The sequence below is a fragment of the Celeribacter sp. HF31 genome, from assembly GCF_011806455.1.
Taxonomy (GTDB): Bacteria; Pseudomonadota; Alphaproteobacteria; order Rhodobacterales; family Rhodobacteraceae; genus Celeribacter.
On the sequence record NZ_JAATOT010000002.1, the window covers coordinates 363,325 to 386,616 of the forward strand.

27 protein-coding genes are annotated in these 23,292 nt (G+C 60.1%); 17 read left to right on the forward strand and 10 right to left on the reverse strand.

Annotated features, from left to right (window positions below; translation table 11 throughout):
* Position 1 precedes the first annotated feature (1 nt).
* The 13 genes from HCZ23_RS05190 to HCZ23_RS05250 all read left to right on the forward strand — a co-directional run bounded on the left by HCZ23_RS05190 (position 2) and on the right by HCZ23_RS05250 (position 11,778).
* Entirely contained in the window at positions 2–976 is a 975-nt protein-coding gene (locus HCZ23_RS05190; RefSeq protein WP_167600636.1) for a glucokinase, read from the forward strand.
* A 185-nt stretch (positions 977–1,161) separates the two neighbouring features.
* On the forward strand, positions 1,162–1,443 hold the full coding sequence (locus HCZ23_RS05195; protein WP_167600637.1) for an STAS domain-containing protein: 282 nt from the start codon (positions 1,162–1,164) through the stop codon (positions 1,441–1,443).
* Complete coding sequence (locus HCZ23_RS05200; RefSeq protein ID WP_167600638.1) at positions 1,440–1,805, forward strand: response regulator; 366 nt, start codon at positions 1,440–1,442, stop codon at positions 1,803–1,805. The genes HCZ23_RS05195 and HCZ23_RS05200 overlap by 4 nt, the downstream gene beginning before the upstream one ends.
* Before the next feature lie 10 nt (positions 1,806–1,815).
* On the forward strand, positions 1,816–4,149 hold the full coding sequence (locus tag HCZ23_RS05205) for a chemotaxis protein CheA (protein WP_167600639.1): 2,334 nt from the start codon (positions 1,816–1,818) through the stop codon (positions 4,147–4,149).
* A 4-nt stretch (positions 4,150–4,153) separates the two neighbouring features.
* Positions 4,154–4,621 (forward strand): chemotaxis protein CheW, encoded by a 468-nt coding sequence (locus HCZ23_RS05210; RefSeq protein ID WP_167600640.1) that lies wholly within the window; start codon positions 4,154–4,156, stop codon positions 4,619–4,621.
* Positions 4,618–5,535: a protein-glutamate O-methyltransferase CheR gene (locus tag HCZ23_RS05215; protein ID WP_167600641.1), complete on the forward strand. Its 918-nt coding sequence runs from the start codon at positions 4,618–4,620 to the stop codon at positions 5,533–5,535. The genes HCZ23_RS05210 and HCZ23_RS05215 overlap by 4 nt, the downstream gene beginning before the upstream one ends.
* Complete coding sequence (locus HCZ23_RS05220) at positions 5,535–5,921, forward strand: response regulator (RefSeq protein WP_167600642.1); 387 nt, start codon at positions 5,535–5,537, stop codon at positions 5,919–5,921. Before HCZ23_RS05215 ends, HCZ23_RS05220 begins: the two co-directional genes overlap by 1 nt.
* Positions 5,921–6,322, forward strand: coding sequence for a hypothetical protein (locus HCZ23_RS05225; RefSeq protein ID WP_167600643.1), 402 nt, complete (start codon positions 5,921–5,923; stop codon positions 6,320–6,322). The genes HCZ23_RS05220 and HCZ23_RS05225 overlap by 1 nt, the downstream gene beginning before the upstream one ends.
* A 569-nt stretch (positions 6,323–6,891) precedes the next feature.
* Complete coding sequence (cyoA, locus tag HCZ23_RS05230; RefSeq protein WP_254869937.1) at positions 6,892–7,968, forward strand: ubiquinol oxidase subunit II; 1,077 nt, start codon at positions 6,892–6,894, stop codon at positions 7,966–7,968.
* Positions 7,961–9,952: a cytochrome o ubiquinol oxidase subunit I gene (gene cyoB, locus HCZ23_RS05235; protein WP_167600645.1), complete on the forward strand. Its 1,992-nt coding sequence runs from the start codon at positions 7,961–7,963 to the stop codon at positions 9,950–9,952. Before cyoA ends, cyoB begins: the two co-directional genes overlap by 8 nt.
* Entirely contained in the window at positions 9,949–10,554 is a 606-nt protein-coding gene (gene cyoC, locus HCZ23_RS05240) for a cytochrome o ubiquinol oxidase subunit III (RefSeq protein WP_167600646.1), read from the forward strand. The genes cyoB and cyoC overlap by 4 nt, the downstream gene beginning before the upstream one ends.
* On the forward strand, positions 10,554–10,967 hold the full coding sequence (cyoD, locus tag HCZ23_RS05245; RefSeq protein WP_167600647.1) for a cytochrome o ubiquinol oxidase subunit IV: 414 nt from the start codon (positions 10,554–10,556) through the stop codon (positions 10,965–10,967). Before cyoC ends, cyoD begins: the two co-directional genes overlap by 1 nt.
* An 85-nt stretch (positions 10,968–11,052) precedes the next feature.
* Positions 11,053–11,778, forward strand: a complete 726-nt coding sequence (locus HCZ23_RS05250) for an SURF1 family protein (protein WP_167600648.1) — start codon at positions 11,053–11,055, stop codon at positions 11,776–11,778.
* A gap of 6 nt (positions 11,779–11,784) precedes the next feature.
* Here HCZ23_RS05250 and HCZ23_RS05255 read toward each other — a convergent pair whose 3' ends face one another.
* From HCZ23_RS05255 to HCZ23_RS05265, 3 genes are all read right to left on the reverse strand, one after another.
* A complete protein-coding gene (locus HCZ23_RS05255) occupies positions 11,785–12,147 on the reverse strand; it encodes a hypothetical protein (protein ID WP_167600649.1) in 363 nt (120 codons plus the stop codon).
* A gap of 12 nt (positions 12,148–12,159) precedes the next feature.
* A complete protein-coding gene (locus tag HCZ23_RS05260; RefSeq protein ID WP_167600650.1) occupies positions 12,160–12,306 on the reverse strand; it encodes a hypothetical protein in 147 nt (48 codons plus the stop codon).
* 287 nt (positions 12,307–12,593) lie between these two features.
* Positions 12,594–14,360 (reverse strand): PQQ-dependent methanol/ethanol family dehydrogenase, encoded by a 1,767-nt coding sequence (locus tag HCZ23_RS05265; protein WP_167600651.1) that lies wholly within the window; start codon positions 14,358–14,360, stop codon positions 12,594–12,596.
* Between the two features lie 191 nt (positions 14,361–14,551).
* Between HCZ23_RS05265 and HCZ23_RS05270 the strand changes: the two genes are divergently transcribed.
* Positions 14,552–15,535 carry an ABC transporter substrate-binding protein gene (locus tag HCZ23_RS05270; protein ID WP_167600652.1) on the forward strand — a complete coding sequence of 328 codons (984 nt, stop codon included), beginning with the start codon at positions 14,552–14,554 and terminating at the stop codon, positions 15,533–15,535.
* Complete coding sequence (locus HCZ23_RS05275; RefSeq protein ID WP_167600653.1) at positions 15,532–16,191, forward strand: ATP-binding cassette domain-containing protein; 660 nt, start codon at positions 15,532–15,534, stop codon at positions 16,189–16,191. Before HCZ23_RS05270 ends, HCZ23_RS05275 begins: the two co-directional genes overlap by 4 nt.
* A 1-nt stretch (position 16,192) precedes the next feature.
* Here the strand turns inward: HCZ23_RS05275 and HCZ23_RS05280 are convergent, their stop codons facing one another.
* The 7 genes from HCZ23_RS05280 to HCZ23_RS05310 all read right to left on the reverse strand — a co-directional run bounded on the left by HCZ23_RS05280 (position 16,193) and on the right by HCZ23_RS05310 (position 21,501).
* The gene (locus tag HCZ23_RS05280; protein ID WP_167600654.1) at positions 16,193–16,591 is read right to left on the reverse strand and encodes a cytochrome c family protein; all 399 of its coding nucleotides are present in this window, start codon (positions 16,589–16,591) and stop codon (positions 16,193–16,195) included.
* Between the two features lie 128 nt (positions 16,592–16,719).
* Positions 16,720–17,289, reverse strand: coding sequence for a tetratricopeptide repeat protein (locus tag HCZ23_RS05285; RefSeq protein ID WP_167600655.1), 570 nt, complete (start codon positions 17,287–17,289; stop codon positions 16,720–16,722).
* A 92-nt stretch (positions 17,290–17,381) separates the two neighbouring features.
* Entirely contained in the window at positions 17,382–18,173 is a 792-nt protein-coding gene (locus tag HCZ23_RS05290) for an ABC transporter permease (RefSeq protein WP_167600656.1), read from the reverse strand.
* Positions 18,170–18,886 carry an ABC transporter ATP-binding protein gene (locus tag HCZ23_RS05295; protein WP_167600657.1) on the reverse strand — a complete coding sequence of 239 codons (717 nt, stop codon included), beginning with the start codon at positions 18,884–18,886 and terminating at the stop codon, positions 18,170–18,172. Before HCZ23_RS05295 ends, HCZ23_RS05290 begins: the two co-directional genes overlap by 4 nt.
* Positions 18,887–18,907: 21 nt before the next feature.
* A complete protein-coding gene (locus HCZ23_RS05300; RefSeq protein WP_167600658.1) occupies positions 18,908–19,348 on the reverse strand; it encodes a hypothetical protein in 441 nt (146 codons plus the stop codon).
* A gap of 52 nt (positions 19,349–19,400) precedes the next feature.
* Positions 19,401–20,351, reverse strand: a complete 951-nt coding sequence (locus tag HCZ23_RS05305; protein WP_167600659.1) for a YVTN family beta-propeller repeat protein — start codon at positions 20,349–20,351, stop codon at positions 19,401–19,403.
* A gap of 1 nt (position 20,352) precedes the next feature.
* Complete coding sequence (locus tag HCZ23_RS05310; RefSeq protein WP_167600834.1) at positions 20,353–21,501, reverse strand: ABC transporter substrate-binding protein; 1,149 nt, start codon at positions 21,499–21,501, stop codon at positions 20,353–20,355.
* A gap of 194 nt (positions 21,502–21,695) precedes the next feature.
* On the opposite strand from HCZ23_RS05310, the gene pedF reads away from it, so the two are divergent.
* Together pedF and HCZ23_RS05320 are read left to right on the forward strand one after the other, a co-directional pair.
* Positions 21,696–22,382 carry a cytochrome c-550 PedF gene (gene pedF, locus HCZ23_RS05315; protein ID WP_167600660.1) on the forward strand — a complete coding sequence of 229 codons (687 nt, stop codon included), beginning with the start codon at positions 21,696–21,698 and terminating at the stop codon, positions 22,380–22,382.
* A 3-nt stretch (positions 22,383–22,385) separates the two neighbouring features.
* A complete protein-coding gene (locus tag HCZ23_RS05320) occupies positions 22,386–23,291 on the forward strand; it encodes an ABC transporter substrate-binding protein (RefSeq protein WP_175580872.1) in 906 nt (301 codons plus the stop codon).
* The last annotated feature ends 1 nt before the right edge of the window (position 23,292 follow it).

Here is a 23,292-nt window from a genome sequence, read left to right on the forward strand (position 1 = left end):
AATGCCCAAACACCCCGCAGACACCCTCACCCTTCTGGCCGACATCGGCGGGACCAACACCCGCGTGGCGCTGGCCGATGGGGTGACGCTCCTGCCCGACACGATCCGGCGCTATTCCAACCGCAAGTTTCCGGGTCTCGAAACCGTGCTCCGGCAATATATCGCGGAAGAAGGCGATGTGGATTGCAAAGGCGCCTGTGTTGCCGTGGCGGGTCCGGTGCGCGACGGCGTCGGCACGATGACCAATCTCGACTGGACCATCGACAAGGACACGCTGCGCCGCGCCTGTCAGGCCGAACATGTGGCGATCCTCAACGATCTTCAGGCCCAGGGCCATGCTTTGGGCCTTGTCAGTTCCGACAACATCCGCCCGATCATCACCGGGCCTGAGGCCTCGCCCCAGGCCGTGCGCCTCGTGGTCGGCATCGGCACCGGGTTCAATGCAGCGCCTGTCTTCGAGACCGGCGCGGGCCGTCTCGTGGCGCCCTCCGAATGCGGCCACGCCAACCTGCCGATCCGCAATGAACATGAGTTGGCGCTTTGTCAGTTCGTCGAGACCGCGCATGGCTTTCCGGCGGTCGAAGATGTGCTTTCCGGCCGTGGCCTTGAGCGCGTTTACCTGTTCTTGGGCACCGAAGCGGGCGACGCGTTTGAGAAATCCGCCGCCGAGATCATGGCCTCGGTCGAAGCGGAGGACGATCCGCGCGCGACGGCGGCAGCCCAGCTCTTCGTCAAGATCCTCGGCACTGTCGTGGGCAACCTGTCTCTGGTGCAACTGCCCTTCGGCGGGGTCTATCTGGTGGGCGGCGTGGCGCGCCATATCGCGCCCTATCTCGACCGTTTCGGCTTTGACGAGGCCTTCCGCGACAAAGGCCGATTTGCCGGTTTCATGAAGAATTTTTCGGTTTCCGTGATCGAAGACGACTATGCGGCGCTGACCGGTTGCGCCTCTCACATGCATCACACCTACCCGTAAGACATTCTAAAAGCGAAACAAATGCGCCTCCGCCACCTCGGCGGGGGCGTTTTCTTTTGCCTCGAATAAAATTTGATCGACGTAACCTCGTTTTAACTCCCTGCCCCTTACACAGAGTTCGAGAGACCGCAGATGTAAGGAAATATTGAGATGCCTCACCCCTGCCGAAATTTCGGAGTACGGACATGACAACGCATGTGCAACTCCACGACCGGCTCGATTATCAGTCCGTGATGCCCCTCATGGAAGAACTGAAGACCATCACCGATGACGAGCTGGTGATTGATGCAGGAAACGTGCGCCACCTCGGCACGCTCCCTCTGCAAGTGATCCTTGCGACCGTCAAACAACGGACCGCACAGGGCAAACAAACCCGCGTGACGAATGCCTCCGATGGCTGCGTCGATATTCTGAGCCTCTTTGGCTTTTCTCCTGAAACCCTGACCCAAACGGAGGCTTGGACATGAGCCTGGAAGTTCTCGCTGTCGATGACAGCCGCACCATGCGCGATATGCTCAATCTTGCTCTTTCTTCTGCCGGCTTCACCGCCCATCTCGCCGAAGACGGCGTGCATGGCCTTGAAGTCCTCGAAGACATCGAACCCGACGTCATCATCACCGACATCAACATGCCGCGCATGGATGGTTTCGGGTTCATCGATGCAGTGCGTGCCGAGTCGAAATGGAGCCGCATTCCCATTCTCGTGCTGACCACCGAAAGCGCCGATGAGCTCAAGACCAAAGCCCGCGCCGCCGGTGCCACCGGCTGGATCGTCAAGCCGTTCGACCCGGCAAAACTCGTAAAAGCCCTGCAAATGGTGGCTGGTTAAGAGGTTTACTATGTCCGACCCGATGGCAGAAATCCGCGCCTCCTTCTTCATTGAATGCGAGGAACTCCTGGAAAGCCTCCAGGATGGCCTCCAACTCATGGATGATGGCGACACAGACCCGGAAACGATCAATATCGTGTTCCGCGCCGTGCACTCGATCAAAGGCGGCGCCGGCGCCTTTGGGCTGGATGATCTGGTCCGTTTTGCGCATCGGTTCGAAACCGCCATGGACGAGGTCCGCGCCGGTCGGTTCCATCCCGATGGAGAAGCCATTCGCCTCTTCTTCGCCTGTGCCGACATCCTGGGTGACCTCGTGCGAGCAGCACGGGATGACGAACAGGTCGATGACGCGGTCACCGGCCCGGTTCTCGAAAAGCTCGACAAGCTCGTGGGCCTCGAAGAGGAAGAGGAGGAAGTCCTCGACTTCACACCTGCAACCCTGTCGTTGGATTTTGGCGACGGTGGTGGCTTACCGGACTTGCCGGATCTCCCCGACCTGAGCGCTCTGCCCGCCGCAGATCCGTCGGAGGACACTCTGCCGTCTCTGGAACTGCCTGCAGACATGCCTGCCCCTGTCGCAGAAGCGGCTATGGAAAGCACCGCGAAAGGTTTCACAGTCCATTTCAAACCAGAGAACGCGCTCTATGCGTCTGGCAATGAACCCCTCTACCTGTTCCGCGCCCTGCGGGATCTTGGCGACATTTCGGTCACCTGCCACTGTGGCGACCTGCCGGACCTCGATCAGCTCGATCCGGACACAGGTCATCTGTCCTGGAATCTGACCGTTCACACCGAAGAAGCTGAACAAGCGGTGCGTGAAGTCTTTGAGTTCGTCGACGGACTTTGTGTGCTGGAAATCAAACCTCTCACCGGCGGCGGCGCCATGGTCGCTCCTGCTCCGGCACCGGCGCTCGTCGTTGAGCAAGCTGTCGAAATCGCAGCCCCCGAAGCGGCACCACTCGCAGCCCCTCAAAAGCCCCAAGTGTCGACCGAAGCAGCCCCCGCGCCCACTCCAAAACCAGCACCTGTTGCAAAGCTCCCTGTCGGCTCTGATGACGACACGATAGACGCAGCCCCGAAAGACGAGAAAACCGCGCCCTCCGTTCCAGCCAAAGCCACCGGCACACCGACGCAACCTCGTGCCACCGTCCGCGTCGATCTGGAACGGATCGACCGTCTCGTGAACCTCGTCGGCGAGCTGGTCATCAATCAGGCCATGTTGAGCCAATCCGTGACTGAAGCCGGCCTGCCCCCCAACTCTCCGGTCTCCACAGGCCTCGAAGAGTTCCTTCAACTGACCCGTGACATCCAGGAATCCGTGATGATGATCCGCGCTCAGCCGATCAAATCCCTGTTCCAGCGCATGGGTCGCATTGTTCGGGAATCTTCTGCTTCCGTCGGCAAGGAAGTGCGTCTCTATACGGATGGTGAAAACACCGAAGTCGATAAGACCGTCATCGAACGGCTTGCTGATCCGCTCACCCACATGATCCGAAACGCCGTCGATCATGGGCTTGAAAGTACCGAGAAACGTCTTGAAAGTGGCAAGAGCCGCGAAGGCCATGTCACGCTGACCGCCCAACACCGCTCCGGTCGTATCGTCATCGAAGTCAGCGACGATGGCGCAGGTATCAACCGCGAACGCGTCAAGCAAAAGGCCATCGAAAAGGAATTGATCCCTGCCGATGCGCAACTGAGCGACAGCGACATCGACAACTTGTTGTTCTTGCCCGGTTTTTCGACGGCTGCCGAAATTTCCAACCTGTCCGGTCGCGGCGTTGGGATGGATGTGGTCAAAAGCTCGATCCAGGCTCTTGGCGGTCGGATCAGCATCACCTCGCATGAGGGCAAAGGCACCACCTTCTCGATCTCCCTGCCTCTGACCCTTGCCGTTCTGGACGGGATGGTGGTTCGCGTGGCCGATGAAACCCTCGTTGTGCCGCTCAATGCCATCCTTGAGACCCTCACATTGACCGATGACGATCTGAAAGCCCTCGGACCGGAAACCCACGTCGTTCAGATTCGGGGCGGCTTCGTTCCCCTCCTCGATCTTGGCGCAGAGCTTGGCTACCGCAAACCGCAAGACAGCTACGTCGGCGGCATCGTCCTCCTGATCGGTCAGGAAGACGGGAACCGGGCCGCTCTCGCCGTCGATGCGATCGAAGATCAACGCCAGGTCGTCATCAAAGGCCTGGAAGGCAGCTATGGACGTGTCCCAGGCATTGCCGCGGCCACCATTCTGGGCGACGGGCAAATCGCCCTCATTCTCGATCCGACCGATTTGGTGGGTCAGGCTTCGGGGCGGACACGGGTCCGCCAGCCACAACAAGCACTCGTAGGATAAGATCATGACTGACACCGAAAAACAGACCGATTCCACTTCGATCGAACTCTTGTCCTTCCGCGTTGGCGGTCAGGATTACTCCGTGGACATCATGTCCGTTCGAGAAATCCGTGGCTCGGCGAAAGCCACCTCCCTGCCGCATGCACCCTTTTTCGTCAAAGGCGTCATCAACCTTCGCGGCACGGTGCTTCCAATCATTGATCTCGCAGCCCGTCTCGGTCTGCAAACAGGTGAAGATACGGAGCGCAATGTCATCATCGTGGTTGATCTGGGGGAACGCACAGCTGGCCTGATGGTGGATGCCGTATCCGACATTCTCGCCATTCCTTCTGAAGAGATGCAGCCCCCGCCAGATCTCGCGGCTGATGAAGCGAGAACCTTCGTCTCGGCCCTCACGATCGTGGATGGTCGCATGATCCGTATTCTGGACCTTGAAGCCGTTATGCCCCCGCAGGGCGAGGAGGTCGCTTGAGCGAACTGTCTCCCATAGATGGCCGCCCCAAAATGGCCAACGCAATCTCTGATCGAGCCTTTTCACGCATTGCAGCGATAGCGGCGCGTGAAGCCGGGATCGTTTTGGCTGCGTCAAAAGTTTCCATGGTCAAGTCTCGTCTGACGAGACGGCTCCGGGCACTCAAAATGTCCAGCTTCGAAGATTATCTTGATTTTCTGGAAGCTTCGGGAGACCGGACAGAGATGAACAACTTCATTTCTGCACTGACGACGAACGTGTCGCATTTCTTTCGGGAAAACCACCACTTCGAGTACCTTGCGGGCACCATCCTTCCCCACCTCAAACAAAAACTGGCGAATGGTGGAAAAGTGCGGATTTGGTCGGCCGGTTGTTCCAATGGTCAGGAGCCTTATTCTATTGCCATGACTCTTCTGAAATCCGCGCCAGAGCTGGCGCAGAAGGACGTGAAGATTCTCGCAACGGACATTGACCCCGAAGTGCTTGCCCGCGCCAAAAGCGGCCAATATTTCGGCTCTTTGACAACAGGGCTGACAGATCAGACGATTGCGAGTTTTTTTACGAAAAGCCATCAGGATGGCGAGGAGACCCTGACGGTCAACCCCAACGTCCGAAACATGGTCTCTTTCCGCCAGCTCAATCTCCATGCAGACTGGCCGATGAAGGGGAAATTCGACGCGATCTTCTGCCGAAATGTCGTCATCTACTTCGATGAAGAGACGCAGATCCGATTGTACAAACGCTACGCCAACATCCTGGAACCAGGGGGCTGGCTGTTGCTCGGGCATTCGGAACGTCTCAACGAAAGCGTCACACCGCTTTTCGAAAGCGCGGGCGTCACAACCTACAAAACCAAACAAACCACCTCGCCACCCGCACCGATCGGTGCGCACGAAAATAAAGGACCCGTCTAATGGCACTTAGAGATCAACTCCGTGTCATGGTCGTTGATGATATGTCGACGAGCCGCGGACTTATCACCAACGCTTTGGATTCATATGGCATCCGAAATGTCGCCAGCGCGGCGGACGGGCCGTCCGCTCTTCAAAAATTGGCGGCCTATCCAGTGCATCTCGTGATTTCGGATTACAACATGCCGGGGATGGATGGTTTGCAGCTGTTGCACGCTCTGCGCTCCAACGGTCAGACGAGAGGTGTCGGCTTTCTCCTGATCACGGGGCGGGCAGATCGAGAAATTATCGATATGGGCAAACGCCTTGGGATGAACAACTTTCTGAAAAAGCCATTCGATCCAGCCGGGCTGCGCGGGGCGATCGAAGCAATCGTGGGCAAACTCTGATGAAGGCCTTTGCTGAACACGCCCCGCAAGAGAGCGGCACAAATGCGCCCGCGGTCATCCCGCTCGGGACTTTGAACAAACGCATCCAGGACGAAATGGTCGCGCTCGTAATCCTTGCGGCAGAGGTTCAGATCGCTTTGGGACCAACGCTTGCCGAAGCCAAATCGCTTTCCCCGGCGGTTCAACGCAGCTTGCAAGCGATTGACCGCCTGCACCAGACCATTGACGATCTGCAACGCGTCATGGGGCATCTCGCGGCTCAAGCGGAAACCGCCACCGTGCAAATCGATCCCCTCAGCGAAGTCATTCGCCTCAGGCATCTGGCACATAAACTGTTCGACAATATCGATGCGCCTTTTGCGCTCTCCGAGGACGACTCTGGTGAAATTGCTTGGTTTTAGGCCTGCCATACGGCAGGGCTGTCTTTGAACAGAACCTGAGCGTTTTAAACTGGTGCTGTTTCGCGGTGGCGTTCTGTCAGAGCAGACCAAAGCAGCCACTTCCAGACGGGAACTGTCAGCGACCAACGATATCTTAACCTGACAGCCTCAGGCTCTTGTCGCAATGATGTGGTGGCGAAGATGCCTGAGAAATAGAGACGCTTTGCCGCCTTGCCCACAATTCATCTTCGCGGTTTGCAAGACGTCGATACACTACCCAAACCTCACACATCAACAAAGGTGAATATTTTACCTTTACAGCCGCATGTTCACATTCCAAATCACGCATGTGATAAAATCCTGTGCGCCAAAGAATTGCGGAAGGCATAACAGCCACACGTACGCGTGATTTTTCGTCAAATCCTTGTGAAAACTCTCAGAAAAACTTGGGCGATGCTGCAGTGCGTCAATCCGTCGCGCTTGTGACTCAGCGCTAACAGGCGTAGCCCCGGCGTCACAAACTCATGGTCGGCGTGTCGGCGACCAATAAGAGCCGCCGGGACTGCCGGACAACAATAAAGGCACGCACATTGCTTAGACTCAGGACCCTCCTGCTGGCCCTCGCCGGCGCTTTTGCGCTGTCCGGGTGTCAGTATCATGTACTCTCGCCACAGGGCTGGGTTGGGGACCAACAGCGCAATCTGTTGATCATCTCGACCCTTCTCATGCTCATCGTCATCATCCCCGTTCTGATCATGGCGGTGTATTTCCCCCTAAAATACCGCGCCGATCGCGAGGATACCTCCGATTACGATCCGACCTTCGAACATTCCAACAAGATCGAAGTGGCGATCTGGGGGGTGCCGATCCTGATCATCATCGCCCTCGGTTGGTTCACCTACGACTACACCCACAAACTCGACCCCTACCGCCCGCTCGATCACCTCGAAGCCGGCGCGCCGATCGAGGTCGAAGCGGTGTCGCTCGATTGGAAATGGCTGTTCATCTACCCCGAGTACGGCGTGGCGTCGGTCAATGAGCTGGCGATCCCTGCGGGCCGTCCGGTGAATTTCTCGCTGACCTCCTCGACCGTGATGAACACCCTGTCGATCCCGGCTCTGGGCGGCATGGTCTATTCGATGACCGGCATGGAGACGAAACTGCACCTGATCGCGGATGAAACCGGCACCTTCCCGGGCCGTTCTGCGCATTACTCGGGGCCTGGTTTTTCGCACATGACCTTCGACACGCTGGCGATGTCCGACGAGGATTTCAACGCCTGGATCGAAGAGCGCAAAACCGATGGTGCAGCGCTGGATCGCGCAAGCTATCTGGAGCTTGAGAAACCGACCATCGACGAGCCGGTGCGCTACTATGCCTCCGTCGAAGACGGGTTGTTCGACCGCATCGTCGAGATGTGTGTCGAAGAGGGCAAAGTCTGCATGGGTCAGATGATGATGCAGGACGAAATGGGCGGCGGCGGCCTTGCGGGCATCCCGAATGCGGCGGCCTATAGCTATGACCGCGCCCGCACCATCGACGGTTTTGGCAATCTCATCGACCTGCCTGAAATTGAGGTGAAGGCCCTGCACGAGGCCTTCTGGAATGACCCGGCTGCGATCTGCGGACCTGACTTCGCAGTCACGGAGGACACAAAAAATGGCTAACGCACAACCGGCGGAAACCTTTTCGCCCATCTTCGGCCGGCTGACGCTGGACTGGATTCCCTATCACGAACCGATCCTGGTCGCGACCTTCGCAGGCGTGGCCTTGGGCGGGCTCGTGGTTCTGGCTCTGATGACCTATTTCAAGCTTTGGGGCCCCTTGTGGCGCGACTGGGTGACCTCGGTCGATCACAAGAAAATCGGCATCATGTATATGATCCTGGGCTTCATCATGATGATCCGCGGCTTTGCCGACGCCCTCATGATGCGCGCGCAACAAGCCATGGCCGCAGGCGAAGCCGCAGGCTATCTGCCGCCGCACCACTTTGATCAGGTCTTCACCGCCCACGGCGTGATCATGATCTTCTTTGTCGCCATGGCCTTTGTCACCGGCATCATGAACTACGTCATGCCGATGCAGATCGGCGCGCGCGATGTGGCCTTTCCGTTTCTCAACAACTTCTCCTTCTGGATGACGGTTGCAGGCGCGCTTCTGGTCAACATCTCGCTCTTCGTGGGGGAATTCGCCCGCGTTGGCTGGCTGGCCTTCCCGCCTCTGTCGGGGGCGAATTATTCGACCGGACCGGGGATGGACTACTATCTCTGGGCGCTTCAGATCGCAGGTATCGGCACCACGCTGTCGGGCATCAACCTGATCGCCACGATCCTGAAAATGCGCGCGCCGGGTATGAAGCTGATGGACATGCCGATCTTCACCTGGACCGCGCTGATCACCAACGTGCTGATCGTCGTGGCCTTCCCGGTGCTGACCGCCACTCTGGCGCTTCTGACGCTCGACCGTTACGCGGATTTCCACTTCTTCACCAATGACTTCGGTGGGAATGCGATGATGTACATCAACCTGATCTGGATCTGGGGTCACCCGGAAGTCTACATCCTGATCATCCCCTGCTTCGGCGTCTTCTCCGAGATCGTCTCGACCTTTTCCGGCAAGCCGATCTTTGGCTACAAGACGATGGTTTGGGCCACGGCCTGCATCATGGTGCTGTCCTTCGTGGTGTGGTTGCACCACTTCTTCACCATGGGCTCCGGCGCGAGTGTGAACACCTTCTTCGGCATCACCACGATGATCATCGCCGTGCCGACCGGTGTGAAAATCTTCAACTGGCTCTTCACCATGTACAAAGGCCGCGTGCGCCTCGAAGTTCCGATGTACTGGACCATTGGCTTTCTCATCACCTTCACCATCGGTGGGATGACCGGTGTGCTTCTGGCCGTGCCACCCGTGGACTTCCAACTGCACAACACGCTGTTCCTGATCGCGCACTTCCACAATGTGATCATCGGCGGCGTCGTCTTTGCCGTCTATGCGGCGGTCTCCTACTGGTGGCCGAAAGCCTTCGGCTTCAAACTCAACGACAAATGGGGCAAACGCACCTTCTGGTTCTGGTTCGTGGGCTTCTACTTTGCGTTCATGCCGCTCTACGCGCTGGGTCTCATGGGCGTCACCCGCCGGATGAACGCCTACCCGGATGCCGCCTGGCAGCCCTACTTCATCGTCGCCGCCTTCGGTGCCGTGCTGATCCTTCTGGGCATCATTTCGACCTTCGTGAACTTCTACGTCTCGATCCGCGATCGCAACGAGAACCGCGTCGGCAATGACCCCTGGGATGCGCGCACGCTGGAATGGGCCACGCAATCTCCGCCCGCGCCGTATAACTTCCCCTTCGATCTTCAGATCACCGGGCGGGAGGCGTTCTGGACCATGAAAAAGCAAGGTTTCACTTGGCCCAAGGAGAACTACAAACCGATCCACATGCCCAAAGGCACCGCCACAGGTGTGATGATTTCGGCGCTGGCTCTGGCCTTCGGCTTTGCCATGGTCTGGTACATCTGGTGGCTCGCCATCCTGGCTTTCGTCGGCATGCTCGGCCTCGGGATTGCCCATACCTTCAACTACAAACGCGACTATTACATCCCCGTCGATGAAGTCGCCGCAACCGAAGCCAAAGGAGCCGCCGCATGAGCCACTCCCAAACTGCAAGCGTGAGCATCGCAGACCACGAGGTGCATCACGACAGCCCCACGCCCATCGGGTTCTGGATTTACCTGATGAGCGACTGCATCATCTTCGGTGCGCTTTTCGCGACCTATGCCGTCTTGGGCGGCGGGTTCGCGGGCGGGCCGGGGCCGAAGGATCTGTTCGAGCCTGGGTTCGTCGCCATCGAGACGGCTTTGCTGCTGTTCTCCTCGATCACCTTCGGCCTCGCCATGCTTCAGGCCGACAAGGGCAAACGCGACGGCACGATGATGTGGCTGGTGATCACCGGCCTTCTGGGCGCGGGCTTCATCGCGATGGAGCTTTATGAGTTCCGTCACCTGATCCACATCGGTGCGGGTCCGGATCGCTCGGCCTTCCTGTCGTCCTTCTTCGCGCTCGTGGGCACCCACGGGTTGCACGTGACGGGCGGCATCATCTGGCTCGTGACGCTTCTGACGCAGATCAAGGCCCACGGGTTGACCACCGCCAACATGCGTCGCCTCGGCACGCTGTCGATGTTCTGGCACTTCCTCGATCTGATCTGGATCGGCGTGTTTTCCTTTGTCTATCTCGTGAGGTTGATCTGATGTCTGCCGATACGCATTCCCACCACGACGACCATCACGGCGATCACGCCAGTCATGGCCACGGCACCATGGGCCAGCTGATGATCGGCTTCGCGCTTGCTGCGATCCTGACCATCATCCCCTTCTACCTCGTCATGGCCGAGGTCGAGATGAGCCGTACCGCGCTGGTCGGCATCATCATGGGCCTGGGCGCCGTTCAGATCATCGTGCATCTGGTGTTCTTCCTGCACCTCAACACGACATCCGAAGAGGGCAGCACTTTCATGGCCACCCTCTTGGCGGTGATCATACTTGTGATCGTTCTGGCAGGCTCGCTTTGGGTCATGCACAACATGAACGAGAACATGATGCCGATGCATGACATGGAGCAGATGCTCGAAGAGATGCAAAGCCTTCAGTCCCAACAGGGCTGATCCCGCCTCTCTGACCACACCAAACGCCGGGGCCCACGTGGCCCCGGTTTGCCATTAAAGCTCCGGTTGCCCGAAGGAACCCGATATGCGCCCTGCCCGTTTCTTCTCCGCCAAACTGATCCTCGCCACCCTGATCGCCGCCATTGGACTGGCCGGTTTCACCAGCCTCGGCATCTGGCAGGTCAAGCGTTTGGCGTGGAAACTCGACTTGATCGAACGGGTCGACACACGTCTGGCCGCCGATCCCGTCCCGGCCCCCGGCCCGTCTGACTGGCCCTTGATTACGGCAGAAAAAGACGAATACACCCGCGTCACCCTGACCGGCACCTTCCTCAATGACGACGAGGTTCTGATCTACACGCCGTCGGATTTCGGCCCCGGTTATTGGGTTCTGACCCCTCTGGAGCGCGCGGACGGCACCATCGTCATGGTCAACCGCGGCGTTGTCCCGCAAGAGCGCGCCCTCGCGGGCGACTTCACCCGCATCACAGGCGAGACCTCCGTCACAGGCCTCTTGCGCCTCTCTGAGGACAAAGGCTGGCTGTTTTCGCGCGACAACGACCCCGAAGGCGGCAATTGGTATCGCCGCGACATCGGCTCGATCACCGAGGCCAAGGACTACACGGACGCCGCCCCCTATTTCGTCGACCAGGACCTGACCGACCCGCGCGGTTGGCCGCGTGGCGGTAAAACCGTGGTGAGGTTCCGCAACTCGCATTTGAGTTATGCTTTGACCTGGTTCGCTTTGGCGGCTGTCATGGTGATCGGCTACGTGCTGGTCTTGCGCCTGCATTTTCGGCGCCACGGCTGAACCGCGTCAGACCAGCCCGCGCATCACCTCCGCCGCGATCTCGAAGGAGCGGAGGCGCGCGGTCTGGTCATGGATCATCCCCGTCACCATCAGCTCATCGGGCTGATACCGGGTGAACACCGCTTCAATCTGCGCCGCAAGCGTCTCAGGTCCGCCGACGGCGGCACAGCTCAGCATGCGATCCACCTGTGCGCGCACCGGATAGCGCATGTCGGCCACGGCTTCGAGCGAGGGTTTCGGCAATTTACCCCGGTTGTTGGTGTCGATATTGGCGAAGGCCTGAAGCGGCGATGTGCGCAGATAGGCCGCTTCCTCATCGCTCTCGGCGGCACAGACACTGGCGGCCATCACCGCATAGGGCTCGGCCAAAGTGTCTGACGGCTAGACGTTGATCCGGTACACATGCAGCGCCTCCTCAAGCATATCCGGCGCGAAATGCGAGGCGAAGACGTAAGGCAGGCCGAAATGCGCGGCGAGCTGCCGCAGCTTCGTGACACTCTCTTCTGGCGTGTGCCGCCTCGGAGCCATCTTGGCCCGCCGTTTTCCTAAATAGTACGGTGGGCCCCTTCTGTGGGGGAGGACCAGTGGGGCACTTCGTCGAAGTGGCGCGGCAACTGGCCTCAGACTTGTGGTGTTGCGCAAGGGGCAAGTGCGGTTGGCGAGCACGGCAGAGGCGATTGCCGAGAACCGTGAGCTGATCACCGAGGCCTATTTCCAACGCCCCCTCACCGACATAAAAAATGCGCCCTGACTCTCAGGGCGCATTTTCCATGTCAAAAGAGATCACTCTCGTTTCGTCATCTCAGTTGGCCACCTTAGTTCGCCATGGCCAGCTGTTTCGGCAGTTTAAAGGTCCAGACCGTGCCGCCTTGGTTCAGGTAGTTGACCTTTTTGGCCACTTCCCCGCCCCAGAGCGGAACCGCGCCGCCCCAGCCGGAGACGATGGTGACATATTGCTCGCCTTCGAACTCATAGGTCACCGGCTGACCGACAATCCCAGACCCGGTCTGGAAGGACCAAAGCTTTTCACCGGTCTCGTCATCCAACGCAATGAACTCACCTTCCGGGGTGCCAAAGAACACGAGGCCGCCCGCGGTGGTCATCACCCCGCCCCAAAGCGGTGCGTCGTTTTGGAAGTCCCATTTGATGTCGCCGGTTTCCGGCTCGATGGCTTTCAAAGACCCGATGTGGCTCTCGAAAATGGGCTTGATGGTAAAGCCAGCGCCCAGGTAAGCCGCGCCTTTTTTGTAGGAAATCGGCTCGTTCCAGATGTCCATGCCCCATTCGTTCGACGGCACGTAGAACATCCCGGTCTTCTGGCTGTGCGCCATCGGCATCCAGTTTTTGCCCCCCAGGAAGGACGGCACGGAGAACACCATTTCGCCCTTGTCGGCCTCCAAAGGATTGCCCGGGCGTGCGTCCTCGACAAAGATCGGACGACCCGTCTCGTCGATGCCCTCGGCCCAGGTGATGTTGGACACGAACGGCGTTGCGTTGACGAAAGCACCGTCTTCACGGTTCAGCACGTAGAAGAACCCGTTGCGGTCGGCGGTGGCGTAGCGTTTGTTGCCGTCTTTGTCGGTGAAAGCGACCACTTCGTTCACCCCGTCAAAGTCCCAGCCTTCGCGCGGCGTGGTTTGGAAATGCCATTTGATCTCGCCAGTGGCCGGGTCGATGCCCAGACGCGAGGCGGCATAGAGGTTGTCGCCCGAATTGTCGTCCTTCGGCGTTCCGGCATCGCGCAGATGCGAGTTCCACGGCGCGGGGTTGCCCGTGCCAAAGATGAGCGTGTCGGTATCGGCATCATAAGAGCCGCCAAGCCAGGTGGCACCGCCGCCGGTCTTCCACATATCGCCCGGCCAAGTGGCGTTAAGCTCACCCGTCATGGTCGATTCTTCGCCATTGAGCGTGCCCATATGGCCCTCGATCACCGGACGGGTCCAAACGAGATCGCCGGTTTCGGCGTCCCGCGCCTGCACTTCGCCGACGATGCCGAATTCACCGCCAGAGTTGCCGGTGATCACCAGACCGTTCACGATCAAGGGCGCGGCCGTGTAGGAATAGCCTTCTTTGTAGTTGGCGATTTTCTTGTTCCATTTCACATCGCCGGTCTTGAGATCGAGCGCCACGATGCGCGCATCCAGCGTGCCGAAATAGATGTTGTCGCCATAAATCGCGCCTCCACGGTTGATCACATCACAGCAGGGCAAGATGCCTTCGGGCAGACGGGCGTCATACTGCCAAAGCTCCTCGCCGGTCTTCAGATCAATCGCATACATCCGCGAATAGGATCCGGTCACATACATGACACCGTCGTAAATCAGCGGCTGGGTTTCCTGACCGCGTTGTTTCTCACCGCCAAAGCTGAAGGCCCAGGCCGGGAAAAGGTTTTCGATGTTGTCCTTATTGAGCGTATCGAGCGGCGAATAGCGCTGAAGATCGCGCCCCATGCCGTTGGTCAACACATCGCCCGGCGTGGTGGCGTCGTTCAAAAGGTCTTCTTCGGTGACCCCGGCAACACCCCCGCCCGCAAGCCCAAAGCTCATGATGGCCGCCGTCGCAGCCGTTACAAACCTGTTCATTTTAGTCCTCCCATAGCAGACCGCACCCCTGACGTATGAAAGGACCACGGCTCATATCCTTCCATTATTGACAGGGCCGATCCTGCGGATATTGGCCATTGGTCGTAGGCCTTCTGCGACCCTCCTGTCCTTTGGTCGTATTTCGCGCGCCCATCGCCCGACCTAGGCTCTTTTGTCAGGGAGGACTGCACATGACGAAATTCACCAAAGGACTGGCCGCTCTGGCGGCGGCGATGTCACTGACCGGCGCACTGGCCGCCAAGGCCGACGACCTGCCGACGCTCAAGGCCGCGCTTTACATGTCCGGCACCGTGGCCTGGGAGGTCGACACCATCCGCCACAACGGCTTTGACACCGCGCAGGGCTTTACCCTCGAGGCCATGGATGTCGCGGGCGCCGCCGCTTCGCGCGTGGCATTGGCGGCGGGCGAAGTCGATATGATCGTCGCCGATTGGCTCTGGGTCGCCGCCCAACGCGCCGAGGGCAAGGACTACGTGTTTCTCCCCTATTCCAAAGCCGTCGGCGGGCTTTACGTGCCGAAAGACAGCCCCGCGCAAAGCCTTGCCGATCTCGAAGGTGGCAAGATTGGCATCGCGGGCGGGCCGAATGACAAAAGCTGGCTGATCCTGCGCGCCTATGCCGAGCAAATGACCGGTCAGGACCTCGCCTCTGAGACCGAACAGGTGTTCGGCGCGCCGCCGCTGATCTTCAAATCCGCGCTCTCGGGCGAGCTGGATGGGGCGATCAATTTCTGGCATTTCGGCGCCAAGATGGAGGCCTCCGGCATGCGCCTTCTGGCCTCCACCTCTGAGGCCGCTCTGGCTTTGGGTCTGAACCCTGACACGCCGCTTTTGGGCTATGTTGTGCGGGGCGACGTGTTGTCCGAACATCCCGAAGTGGTCAAAGGTCTGGCCGCCGCCTCGCGTCAGGCCAAGGACCTTCTGGCCACGGATGACGCGGCTTGGGATCGGTTGCGCGAGCGGATGAACGTCAAAAACGACGCGCAATTCGAGGCCTTGAAAGCCGGTTGGATCGCGGGCATCCCCGCCGAGGGCCCGGTCTCCGAAGAAGACGCCGCCAAGATGCTGGCCCTCATGGCGAAACTCGGCGGCGAAGATCTGGTCGGCCAAGCGACCACCCTGCCCGCAGGCACCTTCTTTGATCCGGCCTCATGAGACATGACCTGTCCATCCTCTCGGACAGGCTCAAAGCGGCTTTCCCTGTGAAGGCCGCCTTGCTGCACCTCGATCTGCGCTCTGTTTCCGCCGGGGGGGCGCACATCCTCGGGGCTATCAGGCTCGACATCCGTGCGGGCGAAACCGTTGCGCTGACCGGCCCGTCGGGGGTCGGAAAAACCACGCTGTTGCGGGTCATCTCCGGGCTGCACCGCGACTATGAGGGCGAGATCACCCGCCCGCCCCGGCTGTCGGCTGTGTTTCAAAGCCCGACGCTTTTGCCCTGGCGCAGGGCCTGGCAGAACCTCACCCTGACCACCGGGATTTCCAAGGCACAGGCGCTCGACTGGCTCACCGTCGTCGGCCTCGCCGATCATGCCGATCATTTCCCCGAACAGATGTCTTTAGGCCAACAGCGCCGCCTCGCACTGGCCCGCGCCTTTGCCGCCTCGCCCGATCTGTTGCTGATGGACGAGGCCTTTGTGTCGCTCGACCCAAAGCTGGCCGATGAGATGATGCAGCTGTTCGAGACGCTGCGCACCCGGCACGGCACGACGACGCTTTTGGTCACCCATGATCGCACGGAGGCCGCGCGGCTCGCGGATCGGGTGCTGCGCCTCGACGGCCACCCTGCCACGCTCCGCGCGGAGACCTAAATCAGTCTGAAATCGACGCCAGATAGGTGACGATGAAATCCTGCACGGTTGGGTCGCTCACGCCCACGTGGCGCATTTTCGTGCCCGGCACCAAAGCGTCGTTGTCCTCCATCCAGGCGCGGATCGCGCCCTTGGTCCAGACAAACCCGGCATTCTTCAACGCCTCGGAATAGGGGTAACCTTCAAAGGTCCCCGCCTCACGCCCCACGACGCCGGTCAGAAGCGGGCCATAGCTCGCGCGGTCGGCATCGACGGAGTGGCAGCGGTGGCATTCCTTGTCGAAAAACTCCGCGCCAGCGGCGGTTTTGATGGCGTCATATTCGCCCGCAAAGGCAACGGTTGCAAAGAGCGCTGGAAATACAACGGGGATCAAGGATGCGGCGATATGTTTGGCTTTCATGGGGATGTCTCCTACGCGACTGTTTGAGGGATCATCGCGCGGAAGCCCCCACCAAAGGGTTGACCTGCCTCAAGAAAAGGCCCCGACATTGGTCGGGGGGCTTCTACGACTTTGGTCGTAGTCTTGCGTCAAAACAGGTTGAGATAGCGCCATTCATCGGCGTCCGGCGTCACCTCGTCGAGATCGTAATCCGCGCGCTGCAACCGCTGCGCCACGGCCAGGCCATCATTGGCCGCCTCATCCACAAGCGCCCGGCCCGCCTCTTCGTCGCGCGCCACGCCCCAGCCGCGCATCAGGTCCAGCCCGTGGTTGAACTTGCCCACCGGATCGCCCGCCTCGGCCGCTTTGCGATTCCACTCGGCTGCGGCCTCCAAATCTTGCGGCGCGCCCAGACCGTTGTCATCGAGCTGGCTCATCCAGGTCATCGCCCCGGTCCAGCCCGCATCCGCACAGTTGGAAAACAGCTCGCGCGCCAACTCGTGACGCCCGGATTTGGTGATCAGATAGCCCTGAGAACAGATCACCATGCCGGTGTCGCCCTCGCGGATGTTCTCCATCACCTGCGCCATCGACATCTCATGCGGGTTGAGCGTGCCCTGCTCGTCGACATGGGTGTCGGGGCCAAGCTCCATAGGTAAATCTTCGGCGAAGAGCGGCGCGGCCAAAACCAGCGCCAGACCAAGGCAAATGCGTTTCATGTGACAGTCCTCCCAGTGCCCAGCATGCCAGAGGTCACGCCCGCCACGTATGGGACAAAGGTCCAAGCCGCCCTGCGACCAAAGTCGCACATTCAGATCTTACGCCCGATCATCCGCTTCGCCGGGTCATAGCCCCAAAGTGCAAGCGCCATGAAGACGATCAAAGCCGTGAGACAGACGCCCCAAGCCAGCGGATTGGGCGTCAGATAAAGCGCAAAGCGGATGCTTTCGACCCCGTAGGAAAACGGATTGAGGCGACAGATCGTCTCCAAAAGCGCGGAGGCCTCCGCCATTTTCCAAAGCGGATAGAGCGCGGTGGAGAGGAAGAACATCGGGAAGATGACGAAATTCATCACGCCTGCGAAATTCTCCAACTGTTTGATTGTGGACGACAAAGCGATACCCAAGGCGCCAACCATGAGGGCGGTGAGAAACAGCGCCGGCAGGATCGCGACATAGCCCAGAGGCGAAAACGTGATGCCGTAGAGCGCGCAGATCGCAAGAAACGCATAGGCTTGAAGCACCGAAATCAGCGCCCCCGCGATCAGCTTGCAACTCAAAAGCCACCAGCGCGGCAGCGGCGCTGTCAGCAAAAGCCGCATCGTCCCCATCTCGCGGTCCATCACCAGAGAGAGCGAGGATTGCATGCCGTTGAACAGCAAAATCATGCCGCAGAGCCCCGGCACGATATAGGTCTCATAGGTGATATAGGTCTGATAGGGCGGCGTGATCGAGAGGCCCAGAGCCGCACGAAAGCCCGCCGCAAAGACAAAGAGCCACACCAGCGGGCGCACCAGCGCCGCCAGCATCCGCGCACGTTGGCCCAGAAAGCGCAGCGCCTCGCGGTGGCAGATCACCCTAAGTGCAGCCAAGGCATGTCTCATGCGCCCTCGCTTTCGGTCAGTCTCAGAAAATGCGCCGTCAAAGCCGCCCCCGTGACAGGCACTGGCCCCTGCTCCAACACCTGCCCACGATGCAAAACGACAAGCCGATCCCCGGACCAAATCTCATCGGTCAAATGCGTCGCCCAGAGCACCGCCAACCCCGTGTCCTGCGCCAGCCCATGGACATGCGCGACCAGATCGCTGCGGGTCTGCGCATCCAGCCCCACGGTCGGTTCGTCCAAGAGCAACACCTCGGGCCGATGCATCAGCGCGCGGGCAATTTCCAGCCGCCGCCGATGCCCGCCGTTCAACTCCCGCACCCGCTCGCTCGCGCGTTCCTCCATGCCCAAACGATCCAAGGCCTCGGAGGCCGCAAGCCGCGCCGCGCGGCCTGTGATGCCATGCAACCCCGCAAAATAGAGCATATTGCGCCAGACCGAGAGATCGAGATCAAGCGTCGGCTGTTGAAACACCACGCCGGTTTTCGACAGAGCGCCGAGCGGATCACTGGACACATCATGCCCCGCAATCTCGATCTGCCCGGAGCGGGGCGTGAACAGCCGCGTCAAAAGTCCGAAAAGCGTCGATTTCCCCGCCCCGTTCGGCCCCAAAAGCGCGCAGAACTGACCCGGCGCGACCGTAAAACTCACCGCATCCAGCGCGCGTTTCGCACCCCAGTCATGGGTGATGTTTTCGACGCTTAACCCGGTCATTCGCCCGCTCATTCGCCCGCCTTATTCAATCGTGATCTCCAACCGCTGAAGATCGCCCGAGGATTGTGGCACGCGCAGCTCGTAGCGGCCCGGTTTGATGGCGACAAAGCCGATCTCCATCGTGCCCGCCTCATCGAATTCGACGCTATCGATGCCCAATGGCCGGATTTCCAGACCTTCGATCACGATTTCATCGATCCAGATCGCCCGAAAGAACCCGGCCCCTTCGAGCGCCAGTTCTTGCGAGCCGTCGGCCTCAATCTCGATCTCGTAATAGGTGCCGGATTTGAGCTTAAGCGGCGCTTCGGCCAAGGGCTGCCCAGCGGACAACATGATCGGCGGCAGGTCTTCGGAATTACTCGCCGACAGGATGCCCGCGAGGCCGAATTTGGGGGCATCGTCATCATCTGCGAAGGCGGATGTGGCGGCGAGAAGAGCTGTGAAGAGTAGAGCGTAACGCATTGAAAAAGCCTCTTTCTAAGAGTTCAGGGACGCACGGCTGCGCCCACTCCATTTACGGGCGCATGGCTGCGCCCCAAGGAAACCGCCCCACCTTGATGGTCTTGACCGGCTTGCGGGAGGCGACGTCGATCACGGTGACATCGCCGCTCACCCCGTTGGTGGTGAAAAGCTGGCTGTGATCCGGCGAAAACGCCATGTGCCAGACCCGGCGCCCGACGAGGATGTACTCCTCGACCGCAAGCGTCTCGGTGTTCACGACGGCGACATGGTTCGACGGGCCAAGTGCCACGAAAGCGGTCTTGTGATCCGGCGTCAGTTCGAAGCCGACGGGTTGGATCAGATCCGGGTGCACGCCCTGAATTTCAAAGTGAATTTTGCCGATCTCGCTTTGGTCCGTCGTGTCAAACACCGTGATCGTACCGCCAATTTCCGACGACACCCAAAGCTCGCTTCCATCTTTGACAAATTCCGCATGACGGGGCCGCGCATCGACCAGCGTGTTGGCGTAAATCTCATGCGTGCCCGTGTCGATCCAATGCGCCATATTCGTCGTCTCCGACGTAGTGATCACCGTCTTGCCATCGGGCGACACGGCCATGCCTTCGGGCTCGATACCGACGTTGATCTGGGTCACCACTTTGCGCGTCTCGACATCCACAACCGTGGTCACCGCGTCGTCCTCATTGGCGATCCAGAGATGCCGGTCATCGGGGTGCAGCACGAATTGCTCCGGGTCCTCGCCTGAGGGCAGGTCGTGCAGAATCTCGCCCGTCTCCGGATCCATCACCTGCACCGCATCGCTGTCGGAGGCGCAGATATAGAGCCGCGTGTAATCGGAATTAAAGGTGATGCCGCGCGGGCGTTCGCCGACCTCGATCATGCGCACCACCTCCAATGTATCGATGTCGATCACCGACAGCGTGTCGTCTTTTTCATTGCTGACCCAAATCTCTGAGGCTTGCACGGGCAAAGCAAACGCGAGGGCCAAAAGACTGGCAGACATTTTAGTTTTCAAAGGCATGGCAGTCACTTTCCATCTGATCCAATCCCAAAGTATCGAGCGGATTTCGAGCATGTTCGAACCCTTCCGGCGGGGCCGAGGCCACCTGTGCATGGGCGTTCACCACCGGGATCGGTTGCCGCATCTGGCCGTTCCAAGTGCGAAAACTCAGGGGCCGGCCTTGGAAGGCCGCCAGTTCAAACCCGTCCGACAAGATGTAGTCGCGCAGCACCGCAGGGTCAGCCGATCCGGTCCGCGTCACCGCCTCCCCGATCACCCGCACGGCGGCCCAGGCGGCGTAATCCTCCGCCGTCATGTCGCGCTGCGCGAGGTCTTCGAACCGGCTTTGCAACTGCGCCGCGCCCCATTGTTCGACGACGGGCGCCCAGGCTTCCGCCACCAGTCCCACGGCACCCGCGACCGGGCGCGGCTCCCATGTGTTGTGTTCGATGTAGCGGGCGAAATCGTCATGCGCGTCGGCGACCAACACAACGTCATGCGCCTTGAATTTTTGCGTGAACAACGGCACCTCGCGCGCCGCTGCACGCCGCAGGTCCGTGTCAAAGGACCAGCGCGATTCTGAGACAATCTTGAGGCCGAATTTCTGCGCGGCATCACGGTAACTTCGCGCGAGGGCGGCGTCTTCCGCACTCGGCCCTTCGATCAGCGCCAGCCTGGTCCAGCGTTTGGTCATCAGAACCTGCATCAGGGCATCCGCTTCCATGCCCAGCTCCGGCACGGTGTGAAACAGATTGGCGCGGCAGTCACCGTCGCGCAAGCTGGGCGCCTTGGAGGAGACATTGAACAGCAAAGTCGCCCCCGCCGATGGCAGATCGACCACTTGGAGCAATGCCTCCGCCGACATGTCGAGCAACACGAGGTCATGGCCAGCGAGCATCGTCTGCGCCGCCGCGACGACATCGCCGTCGGGCGCGAGTGACACCACATCCATCGTATACTGATGCCCCAGAAACCCACCCGTTGTCTGGTTGTCTTTGAGCGCCAGTTCCGCGCCTTCGATGCCACGCGCAGGCGGGATCGGGTCGAGGCCCGACAACACAGGACGCGGCGGGGTCTCAAGCCGCAGATAGCCGATTGAAATCTCGATCTCTTCCGCCCGAACCGAGGCAGGCATCACAGAGAGACAGGCCATAAACCCACAGGCCCTAATTCCTATGGCACACCAAGTCCTTAGCATCATCGTCCTCCCTGGAAAAACCCTATGCCGCACACGGTCGGAGGCGAACCACGACCAAAGTCGCATGCCCATTCGGACAGTGGCACCAAGGTCTAATGGCGCTGTCCTTCGCGGCAGAGATATTCATGGGAAAACGATGGGAGGACCCAATGAAAAACGCTGTTAAACGCACCGCTTTGCTCGCCGCACTCACGACCGCAATCGCAACCGTCGCCTTCGCCCATGGCGATGTGACGCCGCAGCCGGTGAACACCGATGCCCTGCCCGATGTGGGCGAAGAGTGGCTGACCGAAAACCCCTACCGCGCTGAGGAAGCGGGCGAAGAGGTCTGGCTCAAAGCGATTGAGATCGGCTCGTCCGGCTACAACCAGAACTGCGCGCGCTGTCATGGCCTCGGCGTTGTGTCGGGCGGTCTGGCCCCCGATCTGCGCTATCTCGAGGCCGAGGAATATGGCGACGAATGGTTCGTCGAGCGCTTCCAGCACGGCATGACCCAGAACGGCATCACCAAGATGCCTGCCTTTGGCGAACTTCTGGGTCAAAAAGCCGCTTGGGCGATCCGCACCTATATCGAAACCCGCCCCGACGATGGTGCGCTGGACGATCACATGACGCGTCTGATCGAAATTCGTGACCACCTTTTGGCCGGGGACGTGGAAAACCCGACCGGGGTGCAGGAAGAGCTTGCCAGCATCGCCGCCGAGGTCGAAACCGGATCCGGCGCGCCGGTCGCCGACAGCGTGGCCTTCGAGGCCGCGCGCAACATGACCGACGATCCCGCGACGTGGAAACACACTGCCGATCTTCTGACGGTGGGCCTCTCTGCGGCGGAGTAAACCATGCGCACGCCGCTTCGAACAGTTGGGCCTCTTTTGGGTCTTCTGGCCGGTCTCGCCTCCGCGGGGCCGGCCTTCGCGCGCTGTGAGGACTACGTCCCCGGCCCGAAACCGCAGAACACCTTTTCGCAGGATGTCGGCCGCGAGTTCGACCGCATCATCGACGAGGGCTGGATCGAATTCGCCCTCTACGAAGCGTTCCCGCCCTGGTCCTATGAAGAGGGTGGCAAAGCCAAAGGCATCGACGTCGAAATCGGCCGGATCATCGCCGAAGACCTGGGGGTCACGCCCCGCTTTCGCCTCGTGCAGGCGGATGAGACCCTCGATGCCGATCTGCGCAATTACGTCTGGAAAGGCGCCACGGTGGGCGGGCGCGTCTCTGACGTCATGCTCCATGTGCCCTATGACAGCGAATTGACCTGTCGCATCGAACAGGTTGTTTTCACGGGGCAATATGCGGGCGAGGCGCTGGCCATCGGCTATAGCGAGGCGGAGTACCCGGACGATCTTCCGACGCCCGCCTACTTCCGCTTTGACACGGTGGCCGTCGAAAACGACAGCCTGTCGGATTTCTACCTGACCTCTGTCGGGCGCGGATCGGTGGGCGATGCAATCCACCGCTACCCCTCGCCCGAGGCCGCCGTCGCGGGTATGACTGCGGGCGAGACCATGGCGGTCATGGCGCCGCTCGCGGTGATCGAGGCGGGTCTTGAGGAAGGCTTCGGCGTGCATCAGCCGCCCCTGCCCGGTCTGGTGCGCAACAGCTGGTCCGTGGGTGTGGCGGTCAACCAACAGCACCGCGATCTGGGCTATGCCGTCGATTACGCGATTGAAAAGGCGCTGGCGGATGGGCGGATCGAAGCGATCTTTGCCGAACATGGGCTGAGCTTTTTGCCGCCCGAGCGGTGAG